24 protein-coding genes are annotated in these 25,033 nt (G+C 39.3%); 19 read left to right on the top strand and 5 right to left on the bottom strand.

Annotated features, from left to right (window positions below; all coding sequences use genetic code 11):
• Positions 1-439 precede the first annotated feature (439 nt).
• From ahrC to PaeCFBP13512_RS00890, 5 genes are all read left to right on the top strand, one after another.
• A complete protein-coding gene (gene ahrC / locus PaeCFBP13512_RS00910; RefSeq protein WP_069329109.1) occupies positions 440-889 on the top strand; it encodes a transcriptional regulator AhrC/ArgR in 450 nt (149 codons plus the stop codon).
• A gap of 134 nt (positions 890-1,023) precedes the next feature.
• Positions 1,024-2,763, top strand: coding sequence for a DNA repair protein RecN (gene recN / locus PaeCFBP13512_RS00905; protein WP_069329110.1), 1,740 nt, complete (start codon positions 1,024-1,026; stop codon positions 2,761-2,763).
• Positions 2,764-3,087: 324 nt separating this feature from the next.
• Positions 3,088-3,921 carry a sporulation transcription factor Spo0A gene (gene spo0A / locus PaeCFBP13512_RS00900; protein WP_083243611.1) on the top strand — a complete coding sequence of 278 codons (834 nt, stop codon included), beginning with the start codon at positions 3,088-3,090 and terminating at the stop codon, positions 3,919-3,921.
• A gap of 156 nt (positions 3,922-4,077) precedes the next feature.
• Positions 4,078-4,305: a type II toxin-antitoxin system HicA family toxin gene (locus PaeCFBP13512_RS00895; protein ID WP_137220678.1), complete on the top strand. Its 228-nt coding sequence runs from the start codon at positions 4,078-4,080 to the stop codon at positions 4,303-4,305.
• A 42-nt stretch (positions 4,306-4,347) separates the two neighbouring features.
• The gene (locus PaeCFBP13512_RS00890; protein ID WP_069329112.1) at positions 4,348-4,740 is read left to right on the top strand and encodes a toxin-antitoxin system HicB family antitoxin; all 393 of its coding nucleotides are present in this window, start codon (positions 4,348-4,350) and stop codon (positions 4,738-4,740) included.
• A gap of 90 nt (positions 4,741-4,830) precedes the next feature.
• On the opposite strand, the gene PaeCFBP13512_RS00885 is transcribed toward PaeCFBP13512_RS00890, so the two are convergent.
• The gene (locus PaeCFBP13512_RS00885; protein WP_137220677.1) at positions 4,831-5,430 is read right to left on the bottom strand and encodes a GNAT family N-acetyltransferase; all 600 of its coding nucleotides are present in this window, start codon (positions 5,428-5,430) and stop codon (positions 4,831-4,833) included.
• 260 nt (positions 5,431-5,690) lie between these two features.
• Positions 5,691-5,906, bottom strand: coding sequence for a helix-turn-helix domain-containing protein (locus PaeCFBP13512_RS00880; protein ID WP_137220676.1), 216 nt, complete (start codon positions 5,904-5,906; stop codon positions 5,691-5,693).
• 99 nt (positions 5,907-6,005) lie between these two features.
• Here PaeCFBP13512_RS00880 and PaeCFBP13512_RS00875 point away from each other — a divergent pair, with 99 nt between their 5' ends.
• The gene (locus PaeCFBP13512_RS00875; protein ID WP_137220675.1) at positions 6,006-6,305 is read left to right on the top strand and encodes a hypothetical protein; all 300 of its coding nucleotides are present in this window, start codon (positions 6,006-6,008) and stop codon (positions 6,303-6,305) included.
• Positions 6,306-6,412: 107 nt separating this feature from the next.
• Here the strand turns inward: PaeCFBP13512_RS00875 and PaeCFBP13512_RS00870 are convergent, their stop codons facing one another.
• The gene (locus PaeCFBP13512_RS00870) at positions 6,413-6,949 is read right to left on the bottom strand and encodes a GNAT family N-acetyltransferase (protein ID WP_137220674.1); all 537 of its coding nucleotides are present in this window, start codon (positions 6,947-6,949) and stop codon (positions 6,413-6,415) included.
• A gap of 2 nt (positions 6,950-6,951) precedes the next feature.
• Positions 6,952-7,815 (bottom strand): AraC family transcriptional regulator, encoded by an 864-nt coding sequence (locus tag PaeCFBP13512_RS00865; protein WP_069329783.1) that lies wholly within the window; start codon positions 7,813-7,815, stop codon positions 6,952-6,954.
• Positions 7,816-7,997: 182 nt separating this feature from the next.
• Here PaeCFBP13512_RS00865 and PaeCFBP13512_RS00860 point away from each other — a divergent pair, with 182 nt between their 5' ends.
• The 5 genes from PaeCFBP13512_RS00860 to PaeCFBP13512_RS00840 all read left to right on the top strand — a co-directional run bounded on the left by PaeCFBP13512_RS00860 (position 7,998) and on the right by PaeCFBP13512_RS00840 (position 11,563).
• Positions 7,998-8,384: a VOC family protein gene (locus tag PaeCFBP13512_RS00860; protein ID WP_137220673.1), complete on the top strand. Its 387-nt coding sequence runs from the start codon at positions 7,998-8,000 to the stop codon at positions 8,382-8,384.
• Between the two features lie 385 nt (positions 8,385-8,769).
• A complete protein-coding gene (locus PaeCFBP13512_RS00855) occupies positions 8,770-9,390 on the top strand; it encodes a hypothetical protein (protein ID WP_137220672.1) in 621 nt (206 codons plus the stop codon).
• 187 nt (positions 9,391-9,577) lie between these two features.
• Positions 9,578-10,030, top strand: a complete 453-nt coding sequence (locus tag PaeCFBP13512_RS00850) for a hypothetical protein (RefSeq protein ID WP_069329786.1) — start codon at positions 9,578-9,580, stop codon at positions 10,028-10,030.
• 221 nt (positions 10,031-10,251) lie between these two features.
• Complete coding sequence (locus PaeCFBP13512_RS00845; protein ID WP_137220671.1) at positions 10,252-10,746, top strand: hypothetical protein; 495 nt, start codon at positions 10,252-10,254, stop codon at positions 10,744-10,746.
• A gap of 286 nt (positions 10,747-11,032) precedes the next feature.
• Positions 11,033-11,563, top strand: a complete 531-nt coding sequence (locus PaeCFBP13512_RS00840) for a VanZ family protein (RefSeq protein ID WP_069329788.1) — start codon at positions 11,033-11,035, stop codon at positions 11,561-11,563.
• Between the two features lie 169 nt (positions 11,564-11,732).
• Here the strand turns inward: PaeCFBP13512_RS00840 and PaeCFBP13512_RS23140 are convergent, their stop codons facing one another.
• A complete protein-coding gene (locus PaeCFBP13512_RS23140; protein WP_161594180.1) occupies positions 11,733-11,903 on the bottom strand; it encodes a hypothetical protein in 171 nt (56 codons plus the stop codon).
• 192 nt (positions 11,904-12,095) lie between these two features.
• Here PaeCFBP13512_RS23140 and PaeCFBP13512_RS00835 point away from each other — a divergent pair, with 192 nt between their 5' ends.
• The 8 genes from PaeCFBP13512_RS00835 (at position 12,096) to PaeCFBP13512_RS00800 (ending at position 24,915) form a co-directional block, all read left to right on the top strand.
• Positions 12,096-14,084, top strand: coding sequence for a heparinase II/III domain-containing protein (locus PaeCFBP13512_RS00835; protein WP_161594179.1), 1,989 nt, complete (start codon positions 12,096-12,098; stop codon positions 14,082-14,084).
• A gap of 110 nt (positions 14,085-14,194) precedes the next feature.
• Entirely contained in the window at positions 14,195-16,162 is a 1,968-nt protein-coding gene (locus PaeCFBP13512_RS00830; RefSeq protein WP_137220669.1) for a glycosyl hydrolase, read from the top strand.
• Between the two features lie 301 nt (positions 16,163-16,463).
• A complete protein-coding gene (locus PaeCFBP13512_RS00825) occupies positions 16,464-17,396 on the top strand; it encodes a carbohydrate ABC transporter permease (RefSeq protein WP_137220668.1) in 933 nt (310 codons plus the stop codon).
• A 122-nt stretch (positions 17,397-17,518) separates the two neighbouring features.
• Positions 17,519-18,307 carry a carbohydrate ABC transporter permease gene (locus PaeCFBP13512_RS00820; protein ID WP_069327984.1) on the top strand — a complete coding sequence of 263 codons (789 nt, stop codon included), beginning with the start codon at positions 17,519-17,521 and terminating at the stop codon, positions 18,305-18,307.
• 46 nt (positions 18,308-18,353) lie between these two features.
• Complete coding sequence (locus tag PaeCFBP13512_RS00815; protein WP_137220667.1) at positions 18,354-19,673, top strand: ABC transporter substrate-binding protein; 1,320 nt, start codon at positions 18,354-18,356, stop codon at positions 19,671-19,673.
• 523 nt (positions 19,674-20,196) lie between these two features.
• Positions 20,197-22,032 (top strand): cache domain-containing sensor histidine kinase, encoded by a 1,836-nt coding sequence (locus PaeCFBP13512_RS00810; protein WP_161594178.1) that lies wholly within the window; start codon positions 20,197-20,199, stop codon positions 22,030-22,032.
• 58 nt (positions 22,033-22,090) lie between these two features.
• Positions 22,091-23,701: a response regulator transcription factor gene (locus tag PaeCFBP13512_RS00805; RefSeq protein ID WP_161594177.1), complete on the top strand. Its 1,611-nt coding sequence runs from the start codon at positions 22,091-22,093 to the stop codon at positions 23,699-23,701.
• A complete protein-coding gene (locus tag PaeCFBP13512_RS00800; protein WP_137220664.1) occupies positions 23,698-24,915 on the top strand; it encodes a glycoside hydrolase family 88 protein in 1,218 nt (405 codons plus the stop codon). Before PaeCFBP13512_RS00805 ends, PaeCFBP13512_RS00800 begins: the two co-directional genes overlap by 4 nt.
• Positions 24,916-25,033: the final 118 nt, after the last annotated feature.

Genomic DNA, 25,033 nt, shown 5'->3' with positions numbered 1-25,033 from the left:
GCACAACAAAGACCTGATGTTCGGTGTATGTTACTGAGCTCAGGTTTTTTTGTTCGCATGAAGCGATTCAACTGGAAGAAAAAACTAATTCCAAAAGACTATTGATTTACGAACAGGTATTCCTATATAATGAGAACGAACGTTCCGACTATAGCGCTTAACACTACATGTGTAGCCTATCTGCCAAATGGTGAATCGATCTAATCGATATCGCTTAGGCTTGGACCTTCTCGTTCTGGATGTTACAATAGGATAATCTGTTCGGCTAATGATCAATGATCCTCATATCTACAGTATTTTCCATTCACAAAAAGGAATCTACGTATATGTTCACGAATAAAGATGGATGAGCATATTCTGTGTACGATGCATAAATACACAGAGATAGAGATAGCGGAAGGTTAACACTATAGAGAGCACATCACAAACGGAGGTCTTTATGAAGGGACAACGACATATCAAAATACGGGAGATTATCACCCATCAAGATATTGAAACTCAAGACGATTTAGTGGAAGCATTGCGTAATGCAGGCTTTCAAGTCACCCAAGCAACGGTATCAAGAGATATCAAAGAATTATTACTAATCAAAATTCCAACGGATGACGGAAGGTATAAATATTCATTACCAACGGATCAACGTTATAACCCGGTGCAAAAGTTAAAACGTGCATTAGTGGACAATTTCTTGCAAGTAGATTTTACAACTAATCTGGTGGTTATGAAGTTCTTACCAGGTACAGCAAATTCAATCGCAGCGCTGATCGACAATATGGAATGGCCTCAGATTATGGGAACTATTTCAGGAGACGATACGCTACTGATTATTTGTCGTCAACCGGAAGACAGCCAACAGGTCATTGATCAAATTATGAGCTTTATTTCATAATCATTGATGTCGTTGTAATTGATACGTTAATGTTCGGCTCGGCACACAAGTTGCCAGCTTAACCGCATGAGTTTGCTCCATATCGGTCTTAAAGCGTTGCTCCATAGTCTTTTATACGAAGAGGAGTGAGGCTCATGCTAGTTATGCTGAGCATTAAAAACCTGGCTGTTGTTGAAGAAATCGACGTTTATTTTCATAAAGGATTCCATGTACTGAGCGGTGAGACAGGTGCGGGTAAATCAATCATTATTGATGCATTAGGTCTGATTGCAGGTAGTAGAGGTTCAGCGGAATTGGTACGTTACGGAAATGATAAAGCTGAGATGGAAGCGTTATTCGAGTTACGTGGCGATCATCCCGTGTGGGATACGATGTCACGACTTGGCATTCAGGGAACCGCAGAAGAACATCTAGTCATTCGCCGTGAAGTTACAGCGAGTGGTAAGAGTACTGCGCGTATTAATGGACAGTTAGTGAATCTGACGATGTTGCGTGAGATCGGTGAGCAACTGGTCAATATTCATGGACAGCATGAGCACCAATCTTTGATGAAGCCAGAACGTCATCTGAGCTTACTCGATACATTCGGATTTGCAGATATTAATCCATTAAAAATTCAATATCAACAACAATATACAGACTATGCCAAAATCGAACGTGAATTACGTGATCTGCAAGAAACAAGCCAGAAAACGTACCAGATGCTGGACCTATATCGCTTCCAGCTTGAAGAAATTTCTTCAGCAGGACTAGAGATCGGCGAAGATGAGCTATTACAGGAAGAGCGTCTACGTCTTTCTCATAGTGAAAAAATGATGGAAGCTATCGTAGGTGGATATCATTCAATCAATGGAGACGGAGGTATGGGTTCTGTAACGGTCGCTATTTCTCAACTGGAAGATGTCACTCGTTACGATTCCAAAGCGTTAGATCCTATCCTAGAGCAGTTACAATCTGCTTTTTACCAATTGGAAGATGCAGCTTACCAATTACGGAGTTATCGGGAGAATATCGAATTTAATCCAGGTCGTCTAGAAGAAGTAGAAACTCGTCTGAATCAAATCTCAGGTCTGCGTCGTAAGTATGGTGACAATGTAGAAGAAATTCTAACTTACTATGAGAAGATTCAACATGAGACAGATCTGCTTGAAAATAAAGACGAACGTCTGGCTGAAATGATAGAACGTCGTGATCGTTTACGTGATAAATTGCTTCAGACCGGTGAGAAACTAAGTAAAGTTCGTCGCAAAGCGGCAGACGAACTTGCCAGTCAAGTCGAAGCAGAACTCAAACATCTACAAATGGAGCGTACTTCGCTGCGTGTCAATATGGATTATATTGATGATGCGAATGGACCCGAGTGGAATGGACGTCATATTCGTATTACCCGTCAGGGAATTGATAATGCAGAATTTTTGATCTCTCCGAACCCGGGTGAACCGTTACGTTCACTGGGTAAGATCGCTTCTGGTGGTGAGTTGTCACGTATTATGCTTGCTCTGAAAAGTATCTTTGCTCGTCATGATCAAGTTCCTGTACTGGTATTTGATGAAGTGGATACAGGGGTTAGTGGTCGGGCGGCACAGTCGATCGCAGAGAAATTGTTCAAATTATCTGCCGATTGCCAAGTATTCTCGATTACTCACTTACCTCAGGTAGCTTGTATGGCAGATCATCAATATCTAATTGAAAAGCATATTGTTGGAGATCGCACAGCGACTCGTGTGACTTCGCTTCATGAAGATGGACGTGTAGATGAACTTGCACGGATGCTTGGTGGAGTAGAGATTACAGAGAAAACCAATCATCATGCTCATGAAATGTTGAAGCTAGCGGAAGCTCGCAAAGACAGTTCTACGTATGCGGTACATTAAACAATCTTGAAATAAGATGCTCAAGTCAAAGGAAGAGCTTAACGCTCTTCCTTTTGTGTTATACATATAGAAAAGGAACGTTTATCAACCAAGTTAGCAAATATGGAAAAATAATCCGCTTTTTTACATTCGACAGCAGGAATACCCTTGTTGGTGTCGAAAAGTATAATAAAGAGTCCAAAACAGTCAAATTTCTGTAGCGACTTGATGATCACAGTACTTCAAGTTTAAATATATTTTCTGCTTGTCCCCCAAAACTATGAATGTAAGTACAACAAACCGCTATGCCATAGTAACAGAGAACTCATAAGGAGGAATTATAACGTGTCAGATATTAAAGTATTATTAGCGGACGATAATCGTGAATTTACCAATATGCTTGCTGAATATATTTCCAGTCAAGAAGATATGGAAGTAGCAGGTATAGCATTTAACGGAGAAGAAGTATTGCAAATGATCGATCAATTACCAGAGCTTCCAGATGTATTGATCTTGGATATTATTATGCCACACCTCGATGGATTGGGTGTATTGGAGCGCTTGCGAGACATGAATCTATCTCCAGCACCGAAGATTATTATGCTAACAGCATTCGGTCAAGAAAATATCACACAACGTGCCGTACAATTGGGTGCATCCTATTACATCCTCAAGCCGTTCGATATGGAAGTATTGGTGAGTCGTGTACGCCAATTGGTAGGATCACCGATTACCAATAGCGGTGGCAATATGCAACCGGGTAATAACAGCAACAGCATGGGCAATAAAGTGAATAACGGTCTACCGCCTGTAACCAGAGGTAAAAATCTGGATGCCAATATTACAGCGATCATTCACGAGATCGGCGTTCCTGCACATATCAAAGGCTACCAATACTTACGTGAAGCGATCACGATGGTCTACAACAATATCGAGATTCTAGGATCGATCACCAAAACATTGTATCCTGCGATTGCAGACAAATTCAAAACAACCCCTTCCCGTGTAGAACGTGCCATCCGTCATGCCATCGAAGTGGCTTGGACAAGAGGGAATATTGATAGTATCAGTCATTTATTTGGCTATACGATCAATATTAGTAAAAGCAAACCTACCAATAGTGAGTTCATCGCGATGGTAGCCGATAAGCTTAGAATTGAGCATAAGGTTCCGAATTAATTGTCTGTAATATACAATGAAATAGATTGAAAAATAGCCCTTATTTCTAAGGAACAGTATTTTAGAAATAAGGGCTATTTAGTATGTAAACTAGTATTATATTGAAATAATGATATCACATATGATATCATTATTTCAAAGAAGGAGTTGTTGTTTATGGCATCTATTGAAAAAATAATAGATAAAATGCGAAATCAACCAAGAGGTATATCGTATAGTGAAGCGGCAAAAGTGTTAATCTATTATGGTTATGAATTAAAACGTAAAAGAGGTTCTCACAGGATATATGGTGATCCCCATGGAAATGTATTTGTTTTAAAAGAAGAAGATCCTTTAAAGATTTCATACATAAAAGAAATGTTAGATCGATTGATAGAAGATTAGACTTTAAATCGTATAGATATTAAATAAAAGGAGTGAACAGGAATGAGTAAAGATATAGAGTATTATATGAATCTTCCTTATACTATAGAAATTACTAAAAGAAATGACGGAGATGGTATCTATTATTTCGCTAGAGTTGAAGAACTTTCTGGCTGTCACACCGATGCACCTACCATTGCAGAAGTAATCGCTGAATTGGAAGAAATACAACGTGATTATTTAGAAATCAAGTTAGAATCTGGTGCAGAAATTATAGAGCCAAACGAAGATTTGCCATCTGGACAAATACCTTTGCGTATGCCTAAAACAATGCACAAGCAATTGCTCAATGCTGCTAAAAAAGAAGGCGTATCCGCTAATCAATTTGCTGTTGTCCATTTAGCTCAAGCTTTAGGAATACCAGGGAATACAGTTGGAGAAAAGTTGAAATTATAAGTAAGGTAGAGTTAAGACCAATACTGATCATAGTATTGGTCTTTTTTAATTCTATAAAGTTTCGTGAAGTGAAGTCAAAAATAATTGTAATTATAGTACGTCTGCCCGATCTTTTTTATGTAGTTGATAATAATTATATTCTTTATCATCAATCTTAATAATGTTTTGAAAAATAAAACCACTTTTTTCGATTACTTTATTAGAGGAAATGTTATTTAATAAAGCAATAGAACTAAGTATTTCAACATTGGTATTTTCAAATAAATAGTTAATTATTCCTTTTGCAGCTTGTGTAGTATAACCTTTGCCACGATAGTCTTTTGAGATGGCATATACAATCTCTCGATTTGGCGGTGATAATTCTTCTTTTATTCCTGAGCAACACCAACCTATAAATTCTTGTGTTTCTTTTAAAATAATTCCTAAACGTAGGCAAAGATCACCAATACCAAAACCTTGTGAAATAGCATCAAGAAGCTTTTTATTTTCTGGGATTTCATAATTAACTAACCAATCTTTTCTTTGTTCTTTTGATACATTCCAATCAGGAAGATATTTATATATTTCAGGTTGCCAAGTAAGTGAATGAAAAGCATCTAAATCGTTAACTGTAAATTCTCTTAGAATTACATCCTCGCAATCAATTGTAAAAATATTTTCTTGTGAAGTGAAAGATGTATCATGCTCCATAATAGCTCCTTATTAACTAGATTATTTCTCTTTTATAAATTCCAAGAGTTCGGAAATATTTTAATCTCTATCGTATCTACAATCTTTTGATGATTGGAAATATTCAAGTTTTAGTAGTTATTATTACATAGCATATATACTTTAGATTGAGGAACGCTGGATAAGTATGATAATTCTAATTGAGTCATACCTTTTTCTTTTAATAATTTTTTCAAAAGTATATTTAACTTCATTTAAGTTCTCCGTAATCAATAAACTAATTATTCTACATCTACAAAATCTAATAGTTCAGAGATATCTGTAATATTCATCGCATTTGCAATCTTAGAAAGCATAAGTAAATTAACCTCTTGACGATCATCTCTACACAGTTTAGAGATTCTGGCTTGAGAAACACCAGAGAGAGCTTCAAGTTGTTTTTGAGTAAGTGATCTATCTTTTAACGCTTGTTTGAGCCGTATCTTGATAACTTTCATAAATATCCTCCACAAAACTATTGACTTTTTATGACTATAAGCGTATATTTTATATATGACCTTGAGGGAATAATTAGATTGTGAAAAGGAGTTTGATCTATGACCCAACTACTACATAGAAAAGCCCAAATCAAAGAAGCCTTCAATCAGTTCATGTCGACACGCATGGATCAAGTGAGTGAAGACGCTATTTCGCCTTCACCTGAATATCAGGCACTTACTACTGAATGCACCGAACTATTCGCTACCATCTATGATCAACTACCACCAGACATCCAAATTCTGTTCACTCAATACGAAGAAGTGGTTACGTTAATTCAAGGATTGGCAGAATCGACGATGTATGAGCAGGGGATCAAAGACGGCTTGCAATTGAGTCAGGTACTGTACAATTATTGACCTCGAATATCCTCTACCAGACACTTTTTTCATTTATGTATATCAGCCAAATCATAACGTACAATTGTATATTTTTCAAATGTATCTAATCTCATTATCACTTTTCCTTACCGTTTATATTCGATCAAACAGCAATCCCGATATTGTCCTTCATGCCACTCATGCTTTGACAGTAATTTTACTTTTTGGAATCCACATTTTTCATAACAATGGATTGCTCTCATATTCCATGTCTGAGGGTCCATTGCGATACGATGGGCTTGTTTTTGCTGTGTGAGGAAGGTGATCATCGTCTGAATAAGTAGAGTGCCGATTCCTCGGTTCCAATACTCCGGTTCGCCGATAAACTGATCCATCCCATAGATGATTTCGTCAGCATCCTGATATCCGTATGCCTGTCTACTTTCTTCATCTAATACGTAATACTGAATATATCCTATGGGTACATCTTCATATTCGATGATACACTGCACATCTTCAGTATCTGGATCGTAAAAGATTTCAGTCACTTTTTCCATATCCAGTGGTTCGTCCCGACCTTGATAATATTGGAGTACTGTAGGATTAGACATCCATTTAACCAGTATATCTTTATCTTCCATGCGAAGAGCACGAATAGACAAATGACTGTTTGAAATAAGCATTGTTAAGACCATTCTTTCCGATAACTAAGCGGGGTACAGTTGACTCTGGCTTTGAATAAATTGATAAAATGAGATACATTTTCTACGCCGACTTCATTGGCGATTTCTTGGACGCTTTTGTCGGAATATTGTAGCAAGCCTTTGGCAGCGTTGATCCGAATATGGATCAGGTATTCGATGGGAGGAAGTCCGATATATTGTTTGAAGTCTTTGGTTAATTGAAATTTGTTCATCCCATATTGTCGGGCAAGCTGATCCAGTGTGATCGCTTGAGTATAGTTGTGTTCGAGATAGGTCTGCATATTGAGTATTTTGGATGGGATCGTGTAGGTATTGTCTCTTGCATAGATCGTCGTCATGATGATCTCGGTTAATAATTGGGTGAGGAGTTGCGCATTCAGTAACTCTGTTTTTTGCGTACGAGTATATTGTAAGTTGAGCAATTGCAGTCCAAGCTCTAGCAGAATAGAAGATGATGGGGCATGATAAATAGGCAATTGATTGGCTTCATACTGACGATAATAACCTTCTATCGTAGCGCCATACATATGTATAGATAATGTTTCCCACTGTTGACCGGCATCTGCTTCATAGCGGTATTCTTCTGTGCAATCGATCCAGAAGAAATCTCCAGCTTGTAATGAATAGGATTGCCCTTGATAATACAGATGACCTGTACCCGATAACGTATATAAAAATAGATACGAAGCAATACGAGCATGTTTAATAGAAGAAGAGGCTTCGATATCCGTATAACTGATTTCTTGAACATACAGGTAGGTGGATTGAGCGACAGGAGAAGGAGTTAGAATAAAGCGAACCGGTTTTTGAGAAAAAGGATGCAATTCATTTTCGCTGGATATCATCTTACATATGCCTCCTGGTTTAGAAAGGATGTAGACAAGCGGATATTAATATTTCATATTGTAAGCGTTCTCTTAAATATTGGCAATTCTTTTTCTAAACTGAATTTACTTTATAGATACATACCGCTAATATAGAAAAAGAATGTTGCAACAATGAAAAAAACAACAAAGGAGAACCGCTTATGATTGAATTTCAATATATTCACCATATGAGTCTTGCTGTACGCGATATTGAAGTATCTCGTGTATTTTATTCTGATGTGCTCCAATTTCAAGAGATTGAGCGCCCGCCATTTGATTCTGTAGGCATCTGGTATGCTCTTGGGAATCAGCAGTTACATTTGATTGAACAACCGCAAGGAGAGACATTGCGTCAGGGTGGTATTGATTCGACAGATGGGCATTTGGCGATCTGGGTGAAAAGTTATTCGGAGACATTGGAGTGGTTAGATCAACAACAGGTATTTTACGAGGCACGTCCTCATAGTCTGGCGGGATTTGCACAGATCTATATTCTTGATCCCGATCACAATATTATTGAGTTGGATGCTCCCTATGAAGCAGAGTAGCGTATCTTCATTATAAAAGGGCACATAAAAAGACCACCCGAAGGTGGTCTTTCTAACCCGATGGCGCTAATTGAAATCTTTGATCCGCATCCCGCGCCTCCGAAGTTCGTGTGGTTTAGACAAGAACCTCGGATTGGGTAAAGGACGCGTTCAACATGTTAATCTGAATGTTGACGCACCTCCTTTCTGTATGAACTAATATTACCATAGGTTTACATAAACAGCTAGTATTTTTGACAAATTTTTATAAAATAAGTGAATAGACCTAGCCTGTTTATTTCCTCATTCCAAAGTCTTGATTCATTACTCATAAATGCTCAAAAAGAGATCACAAGCATACACTTTCAGGTATAATGCAAACGAGAATATATTTAAGGAGGTCGTTATGCGGTTTGTAGAAAAGGATTGGACTACTGCAATGATTCGCCGCAAAAAAAGTGTTCGTGGAGGAGTATTTGTAGTTGTTCTTATCTTGCTTATCATTGCTATAGCCAGTCTATTGTGGATGGGCAATGCCAGATTAAATATAGCCATAGATCATAGTGAACAAAATAATCTAGCACTCGCAAAGAAGCTGGAGCAGTATCAGCAGAAGTTAACCCATGTTCAGAACAATTACGTTGATCTTCGAGAAGATACAGCTATTCACGATATGACCCATCAGATCGAAGATTATCTAGCGACAGATGATTTTGTGGTAAACAAAGTCTATTTTTACAAAGATACATCCCATCATTTGGATTATCTCTATATTGATATTTACAACCAGCCGAATATGGAAGCTAGTTATAGCACACAAGGAATATACACTTTACCGGATCAGCAATTGAAAGTGAAATGTGAACAGATGATTACGGATGTTCAAGATTATTATGGTGAAGGAGAATTTCTGCCAACATGGAATAAAGATACGGTGGTCTATCTTACGATTAATAATTATGAAATCGGTAATAATACCAATGGAAAATTTGAATTAACCGCTAAATTAAATAATCGAAATCCATAATTCTTAGATTTAACGATTTCAAAAAATGAATAATTGATATATAATGATCAAAAGTTTAATCGCATTAACTATGCGATTCAAAACTGATTCTAGACTTGCCTTAATGTTAACATTAGTGTTATAAATTATTAACATTAGTGTTATAATATAAGGAAGTTTAAAATCTCTTAGATGACAGGAAACTTCTATGAATCTGAATGATTTAAAGTTACAAATAGAATTAATTCCCGAATCGACGATGCATTTGAATCTTCGTAATCAGTTCACTTCCTATCAATGGAGACAGTTCAGCCAAGATATTCAGAGACGGGATCAGTATACGTGTTGTATCTGTGAACGTGTCAAAGGGGATACGATCGATAAGCTACATTGCCATGAATTATGGACATTTGATAACCAGACGCAAGTTCAGTCTCTTACTGGATTTCAGTCACTTTGCTTTCAATGTCATATGATCAAGCATATTGGCTTTGCTACGATGAAAGATTGGGTAGAAAAATATCAATTAATAGAGCATTTTTGTACTGTAAATCAGGTATCCCGTAAGCAATATGCTCAGCATTTTCATGAGGCTGTTCAATTGTGGATTGCCCGCAACCAGATAAAGTGGCATGTCGATCTGGGCGATTATATAAGTTAAGCAATGATACATAATCATCGCGAATAGGGGGGATAGGCTAGAAAGTAGGGTCCGATGCTTGCTGACTTATTTGTAACAAAAATGTAATCATCCGTTTTACCGGGAATAAAACGGCATATATGTACTAGCGAATTCAAGAACATGGGATTTTAGTTAATTTCGTGCTTTGATAAAAACGATGATTTATAGTACATTAGCTTTGAAGAAAGAGGAGGTTTCTAATGTACTCAAGCAGAACAAGCGATGCTTTGCACATCATGACATATACCTTGAACAGTGGTATTAAGGGTACTGTACCTTTATCTAACCAACAAATTGAGGAATGGCTTGAAAGTTATAGAAGCAATACGCGTTATGTGACTAATATAGGTAAAGAATTTTTTGGGTTGAATCCAGAATTAGTTGCTGACTTTAAAGTACAAAATCAATTCTCTGATCATCAACGTGTGATTGTTCCGATTCAGCCGGAAGAACAACAACATCCTGCTGAGGACTTGAGCACTGCTTATAAAGCGAATGAGATTTTGATTAAAGTCGATTGTAAATGTGGAACAGCTTATACAACAGATTCACCGTTTATGCGTACCAAATGGTATTGCACGAAGTGTAAAGAAATTGTCTTCCTCGATCCGAAAAAAGGAAAAGTGGAAACATCACGCGGTGAAGCTTTCTATATGACAAATAAATATTTTGTAGAACGTGCTCCTATCGAATAGAATATAGTTCTGTCATTGCAACGTGAAAAATGACTGTTTGTCTAGACAAGTGTGAAAATGATCAATAAGTTAACGACTAGCTAGTATGTTTGATTAAAGACACGATAGGGTCGATAAGATAAAAACATACTAGAATAGCCGTATGTGCTAGGAAATACATACTGTAATGACCAAAACAGTCTGGTATAGATCAGGCTGTTTTTTGATATGTTGTTTTGTACAGAGTGATGATCCAGTGTGCAGGATATGATATACTATGCTGCATATGTTTGGAGGGATAAGATTAATGAGTTCTATCTATAGTAGTAGAAAAGTTCCATCTGTAGGGTGGATCATATGGACGATACTGGCTTTAGGTTGGATGGCTTTTATTTTTTATAAATCCCATCAGCCTTATACCGAGCAGGATTTGAAGCCATTTCTAGCCAACTTGATTCCAGAATCTACATTAACCACATTTACACCGACTATTGAATTTTCTTATGATGGTTATCTGGTAAGTGGTCAATCGCCATATGATTTTTTTGAGTTTTTTATTCGCAAAATAGCTCATGTGGTTGAATTTGCGCTATTAACGTTTTTGCTATGTCGAGTATTTTCGCCGTGGAGCCGTAGGCAGTATATGCCGTTGATATGGGCAGGGATAGTTTCTTATCTATATGCGCTATCTGATGAATGGCATCAGACCTTTATCGTCGGCAGAACTGGGCATTTTGAAGATACGTTAGTCGATGGGATCGGAATCGTGGTAGTGGTGATGATGTACATCTGGATTCGTAAACGTAAACATAAAAAAAGTGGACTGCGTTTCCGCTAAATATCTGTAATTAGAAGTAGGCAAGTCAAACATAGCAGTCAACACAAAAAGTCGCTTGTATTAAAGAAGCGACTTTTTGATATGCAGAAAATAGTAGATATAAGTATAGCGAAAAGTAAAAAAGGTCGGCAGTTCGAATAGCAAGATTTATTATTCGTCTACCATAATCTTATTTAGCAATATTGATATAACGACCTACCAATTCACTGATTTTGGCACGTACGATTAGATCGGAATTACTGCGATTATTTAGGATTAAGTAGATATGTTTGATAAAATCGTTCTTTTCTTCATCCGTCAATGTAGTGATGTGTTGTTCCAATTCTGTATTTACACTCATGGTTATCCCTCCAACTGCATATTTATTTTATATAGCATAACCTATAATGGTCAAATATCCAGTCATTTATAATTATTTCATTATATGAAAAATTCATAATAGATATACATTTATCGTTGAAAGCGGTATCTTCAAAACAATCAACAATCAACAATCAACAATCACAATATCAATGAGGTGAATTGAATGAGCATGTCTGCCAACGCTTCAACGTTTGCGTGGGGTGTAGATCATTTACAGCAACGATTACAAGATACATTAACAGATCCTGATTATGAAGTATGGTGGAGAGAGCTACAGAATCTAGCCAATCAAGCATTGATTACACCTATTCCGGTACTGACCTTTGAAGTATTTCGTGAATTTGCTGATCATGGAGGACGTGAAGAGTACCAGCGACTTTATTTTGAAAAAAGAGGACGTATTGGAGCACTGGCTATTGTCAGCTTGAATACAACCGATGATGTGACCTGTTACATAGAAGCATTGGAAGAAGCATTATGGGATATATGCAATGAGTACACATGGTGCTTGCCTGCGCATCTGCCTCCGTCGAATGAAGGTACAGAGCGAGCTGTATGGGAAGAAATAGATTTATTTGCAGCAGAGACAGCAGCCATGGTAGCAGAACTGTATACCTTATTCGAGGGTCGGCTCGATACTCGCATAATGAAGCGGATAGAACTTGAAGTGCAACGACGGATATTTAAGCCGATGAGTGATCCTGAGCAACTTTTCACATGGGAAACAGCAGATCATAATTGGTCAGCGGTCTGTGGATCAGGATGTGGGATAGCGGCATTGTTGTTATTGAAATCAGATGATCCTGTACGTGGGCAGATTCTGGAACGAGTGATCGGGGCTATGGATCATTTTCTATCTGGTTATGGAGAAGATGGAGGGTGTGCAGAAGGGCTAGGGTATTGGGTGTATGGATTCGGTTATTATACGTATTTTGTAGATATGCTTGTTCGATATGAGCCAGAGCATGAATGGAGATTGAGATCTACAAAGATAATGAAGATGGCGGCTTTTCCCGAGCATATCCATTTGTCAGAAGGTGTATTTGTTAATTTCTCGGATAGTGATGAGGAAGAGATATTGCCAGCAGGATTATTATCTCGATTAAGTGAATGGACAGGGCATCATTATTCGTTACCTTTTCAAATGAATCGACTGATGGATGATCCTTGTCGCCGTTGGGCGCATTTGATTCGTAATGTGTTGTGGGCAGACCCGCGTTATTTTGCATCTACTGTAGTACCAACACCTTTTAAAAATGTAAGTATATATTTGCCTGATCTACAGTGGATGATCTGTAAAAGTGAACTTCCAGATTCACAAATCACGGTCGCTTTAGCAACAAAAGGTGGGCATAACGATGAACCGCATAACCATAATGATCTAGGTTCTTTTATTATTCATGCAGGTGGAGAAAATATATTATCTGATCTTGGAGCAGGGCTGTATACACAAGCTTATTTTGCACATGGTCGAGAACAGATTCTTAATATTTCGTCAGCAGGACATTCTGTACCACAGATTGATGGACAAGAACAACAAAGTGGACGTGAAGCTTATGCTAGCGTGGTAGAACCGCAGGTATGGAAAGAAAAAGAGAAAGAATATGCGGTATGGAAAGTAGATCTGACTCATGCTTATGATCATCAGTCGTTGCACCAATATACACGTAGTCTCGATTGGCAAGTTCCGATCGGTCAAGAAGAAGTGACGATAGACTGTATAGATCAATTTCGCTTCTATAAGAATAATAATCTAGACGAGAATCATTCTGTTTCGTATGAAAGTAGTTTGGATACATCAAGCTTTTCAAATCAGAACTATACTACAGCACCACCTATTATAGAACGTTTAATTAGTAAAATTAAGCCGATAGTCGAAGCAGATCAAGTACGCTGGCAAGGAAGAAGAGCAGAAGTGTGTCTGAATCTTTTGCATGCTCAGGATAAAGTAAATGTAGAAGTGATCGAACATGTCGATCATGAAGGACAAGCGCTAGTCTTATATCGGACATCTATTCAGTATTTGTCTTCTATAGAACAGCGTACATCTAGACCAGATATAGCTCAATCAGAACTTGTATCAGAAGATGTAAAGCCACAACAATCCGAATGGTTGGATGTAGTAGTGGAGTTGCCATTTGTGATCCGACCTCTTTAATTTATGCTTGTAGCAGTAGAGTCAAGATTGTCGCTTAATCGGTCAAATCTGTGAATCGTATCGGAGAAAACAAGATGCTACACTGAACTCATGAAGAAGTAAGCGTAATCATGATCATCAAAAGACCGAAAGAAGGGGTTATTTTGAAACAGTGGAATCGATGGAATTCGTCTTCTTATGGCTGGGCAGATGAAGCTCTCGCTTATGAACAGCAATTGCAACAGAGTCAGCCTTTATCTGCGTCAGATTGGACGAAAGAGCGAAAAGTACACATGTTAAGTCAAATGATAGATTATTATGCCACTCATCAGCAAGATAACGGAGCGATTATCGATCCCCATTCTGAAGCAGAACGTTATTATTCGACACCTTCGTACGCACTGGCGGCGGCTGTTCTGGTGAGCAGTGGGCGAGAAGACTTACTAGACTCTGCGGCAAAAGCTTTGACTCATAGTATTGAGTTACTGGTAAGTGAGCGAACACCTGATCAACATCCTGACTTTTTTATTATTATGATTATGGGTGCTTATCGTATCTTGAAAAGTAGACTGCCAGAACAAGCTGAATTATGGAAGCAATCGCTAGCTACGATTGAACCTGAACAGACCTATCTATTTACAATGAGCAAAATGAAAAATCCTAACCGAATGATTAACTGGAATGCGATTATGTTATCTGGAGAAGTGATCCGACAAGCCGAAGGAATAGCACCTACTGATACGACATGGATAGATGATTATTTGCAACAATATCATCTGCCTCGATTCACTACACTGGGATGGTACGAAGATGGCCCGCTGGATCGACCAAATAGCCCATTCGCTTACGATATTGCTACAAGGTACCATTTAAGTGTGATGATGTTATCCGGTTATCAAGGAACCACTGCATCTGAACTACAGACTCAGTTGCAACATGGAGCGATAAGTTCGTTATTGACTCTATCACCACTTGGAGAATTACCCCCAAGAGGACGCAGTGCGCAACATCAATGGAATGAAGCCGCCGCCGCATTTATTTTTACGATGCAAGCGCAACAAGCTTATGCCGATGGAGAAGTACAGTGGGCAGGTGCATTTCGTCATGCGGCAGATCTGACATGGGAAGCAATCGCAAAATGGCAAATGCCTGATGGTTATGTACAGATTGTACGTAATCATTACCCGGCAGAGGAGCGGCACGGATATGAAGTATACAGCAATCATACGACTTACAATCTATGGACAGCCGCGGCTCTGGCGTATACGCTCTGGTATGAACAGGTGGAGGAGATCACGCCTTATCCGATTCCAGTAGAGCTAGGAAGCCGTACACTTCAGGCAGATGGTTGGTTTGAAACTGTATTTAGTTCTGTACCCGGTCAGCAGCTGGTGATCCATACGGCACTTAATGATCCATATATGATTCCGGGAGTAGCCCGTATTCAGCGAGCGGGCTTACATGCGAATCTAGCCACTTCTTCTTCAGGGCATCAGAATCAAGGATTTACAGAGTTTGCTACAGGTGACATTTTCCCGCTAAGTCATATGCCGGCATGGCAGACACAGGATCAAGTATGGCATCATCTAGCAGAAGGATTCCCAACGGTGTTTCCATTTGACCGAGATGCAGGGGTTGATCCGTCTGATGGTGGAGGTTCATATACGATTGCGGAGTCAGCAACCACCTCGGATCATAGTCATCTTGTGATCAAGTGGCAAGGGCCGTTACAAGGAATCGACTATGTGGTAGCGACCTATGAACAGTCTCCCGGGCATATCGTAATCACGTATGAAGTGGGGCATGACCAAGACAGCGAGCAATCCACACAACAGATTGATCATATCGGTGCTTGGATTCCGTTGTTTCAATCGGATGGACAAGAATCTTCTGTGATAGAAACAGCTACTCCAGAATCTACCGAAGCCATTATACTGACGTATCGGGGGCAACAATTACGAATCGTACCTGTAACACCGCACTCGATGATTACTTTTCCCCAAGAAGCAGAGCAAGTGGCTAGTCGGAATGGTCTGTTGCGCGGAGCGAGAATTGAAGCGCCAGGTCAGCGCATTTCGTTTGAAATCGGGTTACCGTAGAAATGAGTCATGATCCATAACGTGATCAGCATAAAAAGATAAAGAAATAGCTCGGGTAGCATAACCGGGCTATTTTTTGTTGTCTATTTTATTTTCAATAAGAACAGTAGAGCATGTTAACCAAACAATGCTACCGTCCCAAAACATTATTTTAACCACAATAGGTAAAAATTGTTTGGAAACAGGTCAGTTCTGTGTCTTAAATGATCAGGCTTTCCACGATACACTTAGAACATAAGATATTAACCGAATAAGGCTACAGTCCGCGGCTGTTGCACTATTCTACAAGGAGGTACGACTCGTGGAGCGTTCTGCATCTCAATCTACAGCCTCATCGCAGTCCAAGAGCTGGCTGTCAACCACAGCCAAAGAAACGATTGCAGGGTATCTATTTGCGGCACCCATGTTGATTGGACTGACTATTTTTATACTGATCCCGATGGTGTCGTTATTTTTCATTAGTTTGACCAAATGGAACTTTATTCAAGGATTCCGTGGTGTTGAAATGATAGGGCTAGATAATTTCCGTCATTTGTTTCAAGACAAATCATTCTTCATCTCTATGCTCAATAATATCAAATTGTTATTAGCGGTTCCGTTCACTCTATTATTTTCACTGGTGATCGCTATTGTAGTCGATGAGAAAGTGTATTTTAAAAGCTTTTTCAAAATCATTTATTTTATGCCGTATATCTCAAGTGTTGTAGCTGTAGCGATAGTATTTCAGATTTTATTTCATCCTTCTCAAGGTCCTGTAAATGGTTTCTTAATGTCTCTGGGTGTCACCAATCCGCCGAAATGGTTAGCCGATCCTACGTATGCATTACCGTCGATTATGATGATTACGGTCTGGACATCGATTGGCTTCAATATGGTGGTCTATCTCGCAGGGTTACAATCGATTCCGAAAGATCTGTATGAAGCGGCTGATATTGATGGTGCATCATCATGGCGTAAGTTTCACTCCATTACCGTACCGATGTTATCACCGACTACGTTTTTCTTGTTGATTACCGGTATCATTTATTCGTTCAAAACATTTGATCTAATTGCTGTTCTTACGCAGGGCGGACCTGCCAAGTCAACCAATGTGATGGTATATGAAATTTACGATCAAGCATTTGTGAATTTGAAAATGGGTTATGCCGCCGCAGAATCGGTATTTCTGTTTGCTGTTATTTTACTGATTACCGGTATTCAATTCTGGGGTCAGAAAAAATGGGTCAACTACTAATGAATAGGATCGATAAGGAGGTGTAGCTGTTGGAACATCCGATTTCAGCTCCAAATGTATCGTCAACGCATCGTCCCAAAAGAGCCAAGCTGTCTTTGACGAAAATAATTGTAACCGTTATCATGCTGGTGATAGGGATTATCTTTTTACTACCTTTTATCTGGATGTTATCAGCATCGTTTAAGCCAGAAGCCGATGTGTTCAAATATCCGGTTCAATGGATTCCGCATACATGGAATGTAGTCGAAAATTATCGTGCCGTATGGTTCGGTGACCCACCATTTATGTTGTATTACTGGAACTCGATCAAAGTCTCGGTGATGACCATCCTTATCTCAGTAATCACTTCAGCGATGGCAGCCTATGCTTTTTCCAAAATTAACTTTCGAGGTCGAGATACATTATTTATTATCGTGTTACTTACGTTTATGATTCCAGGGCAAGCGGTATTAGTGCCTCAATTTATTATGTATCGCAGTCTAGGATTGTTCGATACGCATATCGGATTGGTATTGCTTGAATCGTTCAGTGCGCTTGGTACATTTATGTTACGACAAGCATTTATGTCGATTCATAGTGAATTTATCGAGTCTGCCAAGATTGATGGAGCAGGGCATGCACGTATTTTCGCTCAAATTGCTTTGCCTTTAGTTCAGCCTTTTATTGCAACTTATGCCATTTTACGATTTATCTGGACATGGAATGATTATCAAGCACCATTGATCTTCCTACGTTCTCCTGAATTATTTACAGTTCAATTAGGTATTAACCGCTTTGCCGATGCTACAGGCGAATACTACTCACTGATTATGGCAGGCACATGCTCGGCGATTTTACCTTTACTGATCGTCTTTTTACTAGCACAAAAACATGTTATCGGTGGAATTGCACTCGGTGGCGTGAAAGGGTAACTGTTATTCATTTATATCAAATGTATATATCCTAAGGGGGATTATAATGAAGCTGAATCTAAAATGGAAATCGATGATCATCATGAGTTGTTGCCTACTATTAGTACTCGCAGGCTGTGGACAAGCCAAAGAAAGTGCCACAACAGCAGATGGCAAAACTAAAATCACATTTTACACATGGTATACCAAAGATCAATTCCACTGGGATGATGTCTATGCCGCATGGCAAAAAAAGAATCCAAATATTGAAGTTGAATATGTAGGTTTATCTGAAAAAAGTGATACCGATGAATATATCAAAAAGTTAGACCTTGCCGCAGGTTCGGGCGATCCTATTGATGTGGTGATGGTCAATAATGCGAATACGTACGCTCAACGTGTGGATATGGGCATGTTTGCACCACTGGACGATTTGATTGATTTTAAATATGAAGATGAATACTTAGCTGACTTCGCAGTCGATGGTAAACGTTATGCATTACCGGGTAAACGTGCGATTACGTATGTGTTACTGAACAAAGATCGTCTGGATAAAGCAGGCTTAAAAGTACCTACCGATTGGACATGGGATGAATTCCGTGAATATGCCAAAAAATTGACAGCACCGGATCATAGCTACTATGGTGTATACTTCCATACATGGGCATCTCAGACGTTACTTGAACTATTGAATCAACCTGAAAATAATAGCTACCTCAAAGCAGACGGTACATCCAACATGGACGACCCTAACTTCCGTGCATCTTTCGAACTGCGTTATCAAGCAGAACACGAAGATCATTCAGCCGTTCCATATAGCGATGCGATTTCACAAAAATTAAATTATCGTGATCAATTTCTAGGTGGATCAGCCAGCATGTTAGTTATGGGAAGCTGGATGAACTCCAATATCGCAGGAAGCAAAGAATCTGCACCTGACTTCAAAGTCGCTGTAGCACCTTACCCTAAAAATAACGCAGATACCAAAGAAATCTATTCAAGCAATGATTATGATTACTACGGAATTGGTGCAGGCTCAGACAAACAAGATGCATCTATGCAATTTATCCGCTGGATGACAACAGAAGGTATCCAAGCACAAGGAACAGATATCTCCTCTTGGCAAAAAGCAGATGTTAGTAAAGCACTAGAAAGTATTATCAATAATGGTACACACCCAGAAAATGTCGATCTAGACTCACTCATCTACACCTTCAAAGTCAGCAAAGGCATTAACAAAGCCCCAGCTGTTCCATACCTGAGCGAAATCGAACAAGAAGTAAACGCTGAATTCGAAAAATATATCCTACAAAAACAAGACATCGACACCACCATCACCAACGCCAAAGCCATTGTCCAACAAATCATAGACGCTAACAAAAGCTAATCCATAGCATCTATTAAAGAATGACACTAAGGCGAAAATCATAAACCAAAACGAAAAGAAATAAAAATTCCTAAACTATAAAACAAGCCCGTATACCAACTAAAATAAGATCATACTAATTCATCTAAAATATTCTTATGTAATAACCAAAAACTCTATACTAAAGCTACAACAAAGAAATCCCAATCACTATCAAACCATACTTTAATCACTACAAAACCAATATTTTTGTAAAACAAACCAACTAATTCTTTTAGCACTAACACGGCTACCCCAAATTAAGAAAGCTTTACATCAAGAAATAGAGTGGTGGCTAGGGAGCACGGAGCGAAGGCAAAGGAATTGTCCTGAAAAAGCGAAGCGATCGCCTTTGAATAAAAATACCGACCGCCAGCGGTCAATCAAGGTATTTTTGTTCACCAGCGATGACAAGGACAATACCTCTGCCGCAGCGGATGATGCCCCAAAGCCCCATTCCATTTTTGATCTAAACTTTTAATCCAAAACGAAAGGTCATATGAGCATGAAGGCATGGAGGAGAATCTGGCATACTTCACTAAGGGGCAAGCTGATTGCCTCCGTGGCCTGTTGCTTGCTGTTAACGATCGGCGCAGGCACAATGTTATCCAGTTGGCTGACCAAAGACATGATGAAAGAAACCGTTTTGCAGAATGCAGGCAATTCACTTGATGCGGCGAATCTGTATTTAACCGATCAGATCAATCGCCTGATCTATATTTCCAACTATCTGTACTTGGATCAAGAACTCAATCTAGCACTCAAATATCGACGTAGTGGTATCTATGTAGGACAGACTGAAGCTTCGGATGTGACCAAGAAACTAGATAATCTTTCTTATGCAGGAGAACAAGTCTATATCTCGGTCTGGACAGGAAATGGTAAAATGATCTATAGCAATTTCCAGTCAGATCAATACCAGCTGGATAAGTTGGATATCCATCAACTGACCCATAGCGGTACATTTATTACAGGGGGTAAGCTTAACTTTTTGCTACATCCATCGTACCTGCAATCCAAAGACGAACCAACCACCCACATGCTCTCGGTGGCTCGCAGTTTACGCTTATTATCAGGCAAAGTCTATGGTTATGTGATTGTTAGTATGAATGAAGAACAATTGAAAGCAGTACTGAATAAGTACGATTCTACCATTCAAATGATGATCGTAGGCGAAGATAATCAGATTATTTCTCATCCCAATAGCCAGATGATCGGTAATGATTTTAGTCAACTGTATCATCCACAAGAAGGTATTCTAGAACTGGAAAGAGATATGTCTGTGGCTGGATGGAGATTGGAAGGATTAGTGCCTTATGGTGTTGCTGCTGAAAAGATTAACCGAATCTATCAAGTGACGAATTTTGTACAGATGGCGGTACTGATCGTATTCCTGATTTTATTAGTGCTAGGGATTGCTCGTCTCACCCGTCCGATTGTCAAATTAACGCAGGTCGTCCGCAAAATTGATAATGATAATCTCAGTATTCGCTCCGGTATTCGAGGAGAAGATGAAGCTGGTGTGCTCGGTCAATCGCTAGATGCCATGTTAGACCGTGTCGAAGAGATGATTATCCAGATCGAACGTGAACAAAGTGAACGTCGCAAAGCAGAACTAGAAATGCTACAAGCACAGATTAACCCTCATTTTTTATTTAATATTTTGGGAGCGATTCGGATGGATCTGTTGTTAAAAGGTTCTGAAGACGCCGCTGTATTATTGGGTTCACTTTCTTCTTTACTACGAATGACTGTCAATCGAGGTAACGAATGTATTTCGCTTCAAGAAGAAATGGAAACCGTACAACATTATATTCGTCTGGTTGATTTTCAGCGAGAAGTGAAAGTGCACTTAGACATGGAATTATCGCCAGATACAATCGACAAATTCGTACCTCGATTTATCGTTCAACCGCTTGTTGAGAACGCTTACCATCATGGGTTATCGAAGTATGGCGGTATTTTGTGGATACAATCTTGGTTGGAAGATTCATATATCTGGATCAGTATTCGTGATAGCGGAGAAGGTATGAATGCAGAACGTTTGCAAGCTGTACAACAAGTGATTGATCAGATTCAAAAACCAAACATAGAATATGCTCTACATCCTTTATCACGATCAGAATCTACACATACTGATTTATCCGAAACAGCATCATCTGATTCAATCCCGTTAGAACAGGAATCAGCTGTACCACCTGTACCTGCTATTTCAGGAATTGGTCTGACGAATGTAATACGCCGTCTGCAAATGATCTATGGTTCTTCGGTACAAGTACACATAGAAAGTCACCCTGGTGAAGGCACAGAAATTAAGATCGGATTGCCACATAGACAATAGAATTGATCCATAGCAGGAATAGTATTTTATATGGTAAGAGTAAAGGAGGTTTATGATGATGTATAGCGTCATACTGGTCGATGATAGCATGCCCGTACTTCATTATTTGTCTCGTGCTGTACCGTGGGAGCAACTTGGCTTTCAATTAGCAGGTTCTTTCAGCGATCCAGAGGAAGCGCTTACTTATGGACAGCAACATGCTCCAGATGTATTAATTACCGATATCGGAATGCCCAAGATAGACGGTATTCAATTGATTGCTTCACTCAAGCAGACACAACAATCGCTGATGTCGGTCATTATTTCGTGTCATGGAGAATTTGCCTATGCTCAGCAGGCGGTAAAGTTAGGAGTACAAGATTATTTGCTCAAAGAAAATCTAACAGCAGATCAATTAGTACCTATTCTGGAGCAGATTCGGCAACGTCTGGATCAAGCACAATCGCATTCCAGTGAACATCAACGTCTACAAGAAGATCATTTGCGACATCGGCTCTTAATTAAGCGCAAATTTACCAGTGAATTGCTGTCAGGCAGTATTCAAGACCCAGAGTATGGTATTCAGCGATTGACTCATTTTGGATTGGATACGCGCGGTAAAATGATTCTGCCGGTCTATTACACCGTAACAGCCAATGAAGAACGCAAACAGCGATTCCATGATCTGGATTTGCTTTCATTTACCGTTGAAAATATCGTTGAAGAAATTGTAGAACATTCAGGAACAGCAGTGCATTTAAGTAAAAGTCCTGGTGAAGGATTTGTCTGGTTTGCTTTGCCTGTTCGTTCAGGTGCGCAACAAGAAATGATTGTGCATGAAGTGATGTACCAGTTGATTTATAGTGTGCAGAAATTTGCCAAAGCCGAGATTGTGACGGTATGTGGTTCGAAGACACTGCACTGGCAAGAAGCGATGAACGATGCGATTCAATTACAAGCGCAAGCAGATCGTTATTTTTATTTACCACCTTCTACATTATGTGATTCTACGCATCGTTTAGATTTTCAAAAAGAAAGTGATCTGTTTGCTAATTATGGAACAGCAGCAGAATCATTAGCACTTGCATTATTGCCAGATGGAGAAATTAATCTTTGGATTAACAACTGGATTGAGCGCTTAAAGCAAGAACGGTATCATCCTGAAACGGTCAAAACATTTATGCTCAAATTAGCGATTGACTGGCAATTGAAGCAACAGCAATTGCATGATCGACCGTTTGCGTTTTCAGTAGAAGAATTACATCGTGAAATGGGACATATTCGTCATATCCATGAATTGACTGAATGGATGAATATCCGTTTTGGAGCGCTGGCAGTGCTATCACGTGATTGGACTTTACAGGCTAATTGTCGTTCAGAAATTATTCATGCGCGTAACTATGTCGAACAACATATGAATCGTCTGGTGAAGTTAGAAGAAGTGGCTGAACATTTACATTTGAATGCCAGTTATTTCAGCCGTTTGTTCAAAAAAGAAACAGGTGAGACGTTTATTGAATATGCGACACGGGTCAAAATGCAACGTGCTAAAGAATGGATTACCGCAGGCAATGGGACGGTAGATGAAGTATCACAGATGTTAGGCTATCAGTACAAAAGCTATTTTCTGAAGCTATACAAATTGTATACAGGACATACTCCTGTCAAAAGCAAAGGGGATACGATATGAATACAACAGCACCTACTCACTGGCAAAGTGAAGCATGGAATTGGGTCGTTCAACAAACATCCACCACCGCACAAGCGATTCAAGACCATTTTCCCCATGTTGCTGAACAAGGTGAATATGATCGTAGAGAAGCAGAGTGGTGGACAGCAGGCTTTTGGCCGGGATTGTTATGGTTAGTTCAATCGACACCTTCGTCATTAACGTTAGCCACAGAAGCAGATTCAGCCTACGATAAAGAAATGTCTACTGGCGAACAGGCTACAGAGCGAAGTAGCGCCTTATCATCCTGGGCGGAAAGTTGTGAAGTACAACTGGAACAATGTCTTCATGATCCTGAAAAAGTCGATCATGATCTTGGATTCACATGGTTACTTAGCGGTGTTGCCCATTACCGATTGTCAGGCAACACAGAATCACGTCGTCGTGGATTGTTAGCGGCTAATTTGTTAGCAGCAAGGTATAATGTACGTGGTCGTTATATTCGGGCATGGAATTTTGGTTCTCCTTTGATGGATACACGTGGAGTGGCAATTATAGATAGTATGATGAATCTTCCTTTGTTATATTGGGCATCCAAAGAAACAGGAGACCCTCGTTATCAAGCACTTGCTATGGAACATGCAGATACCGTAGCCAAAGAATTTGTGCGGGAAGATCATTCCATCTGTCATGCAGTTGAATTTGATCCTTGGACAGGGGAAAAGTTGAAAGAACATGGTGGACAAGGGTTCGCGCCAGGTTCGGCATGGGCTAGAGGAACCGCTTGGGCACTTCACGGATTTACGTTATCTTATGCCTATACAGGAGAACAACGGTATCTGGATATTGCCAAGCAAACAGCGCAATTTTTTCTGACTGAATTAGGCGAAGAGATTGTACCTTTTTGGGATTTTCGAGCACCGGATGAACATCGTATTGCATGGGATTCATCCGCCGCAGCAATCGCCGCTAGTGGATTGTTAGAATTGGCTCGTCATGTACCGGAAAATGAACAATCGTTTTATCAGCGCGCAGGGGAATTGATCGTGCAAGGATTGTATGAACAATTTTCCTCGAAAGAAATAGGTGGCGAAGGATTAATTGCCAAAGGAACGGTGCATTATCCAGAGCAGAAATATTTGAATGTCTCGATTATTTATGGAGATTACTTTTTTGCAGAAGCGTTAGTGAAGCTTCAAGGCAAGCAAGGGTTATTTACACCCGATGCTTATTAAGAGTATGATCTATCTAGTAGTCACGTAAATAGATTGACGATTATGATCATTTGTGGAACTATAAAAGGTATGGTTAGCGTACCTAATTCGCATTTCTGTAACTTACTATTGAACCGGG

This window comes from Paenibacillus sp. CFBP13512, from assembly GCF_005233705.1.
Classification (GTDB): Bacteria; Bacillota; Bacilli; order Paenibacillales; family Paenibacillaceae; genus Saccharibacillus; species Saccharibacillus nuruki.
The sequence above is the reverse complement of the archived record's forward strand: the minus strand, read 5'-3'. Positions and strand labels throughout refer to the sequence as shown.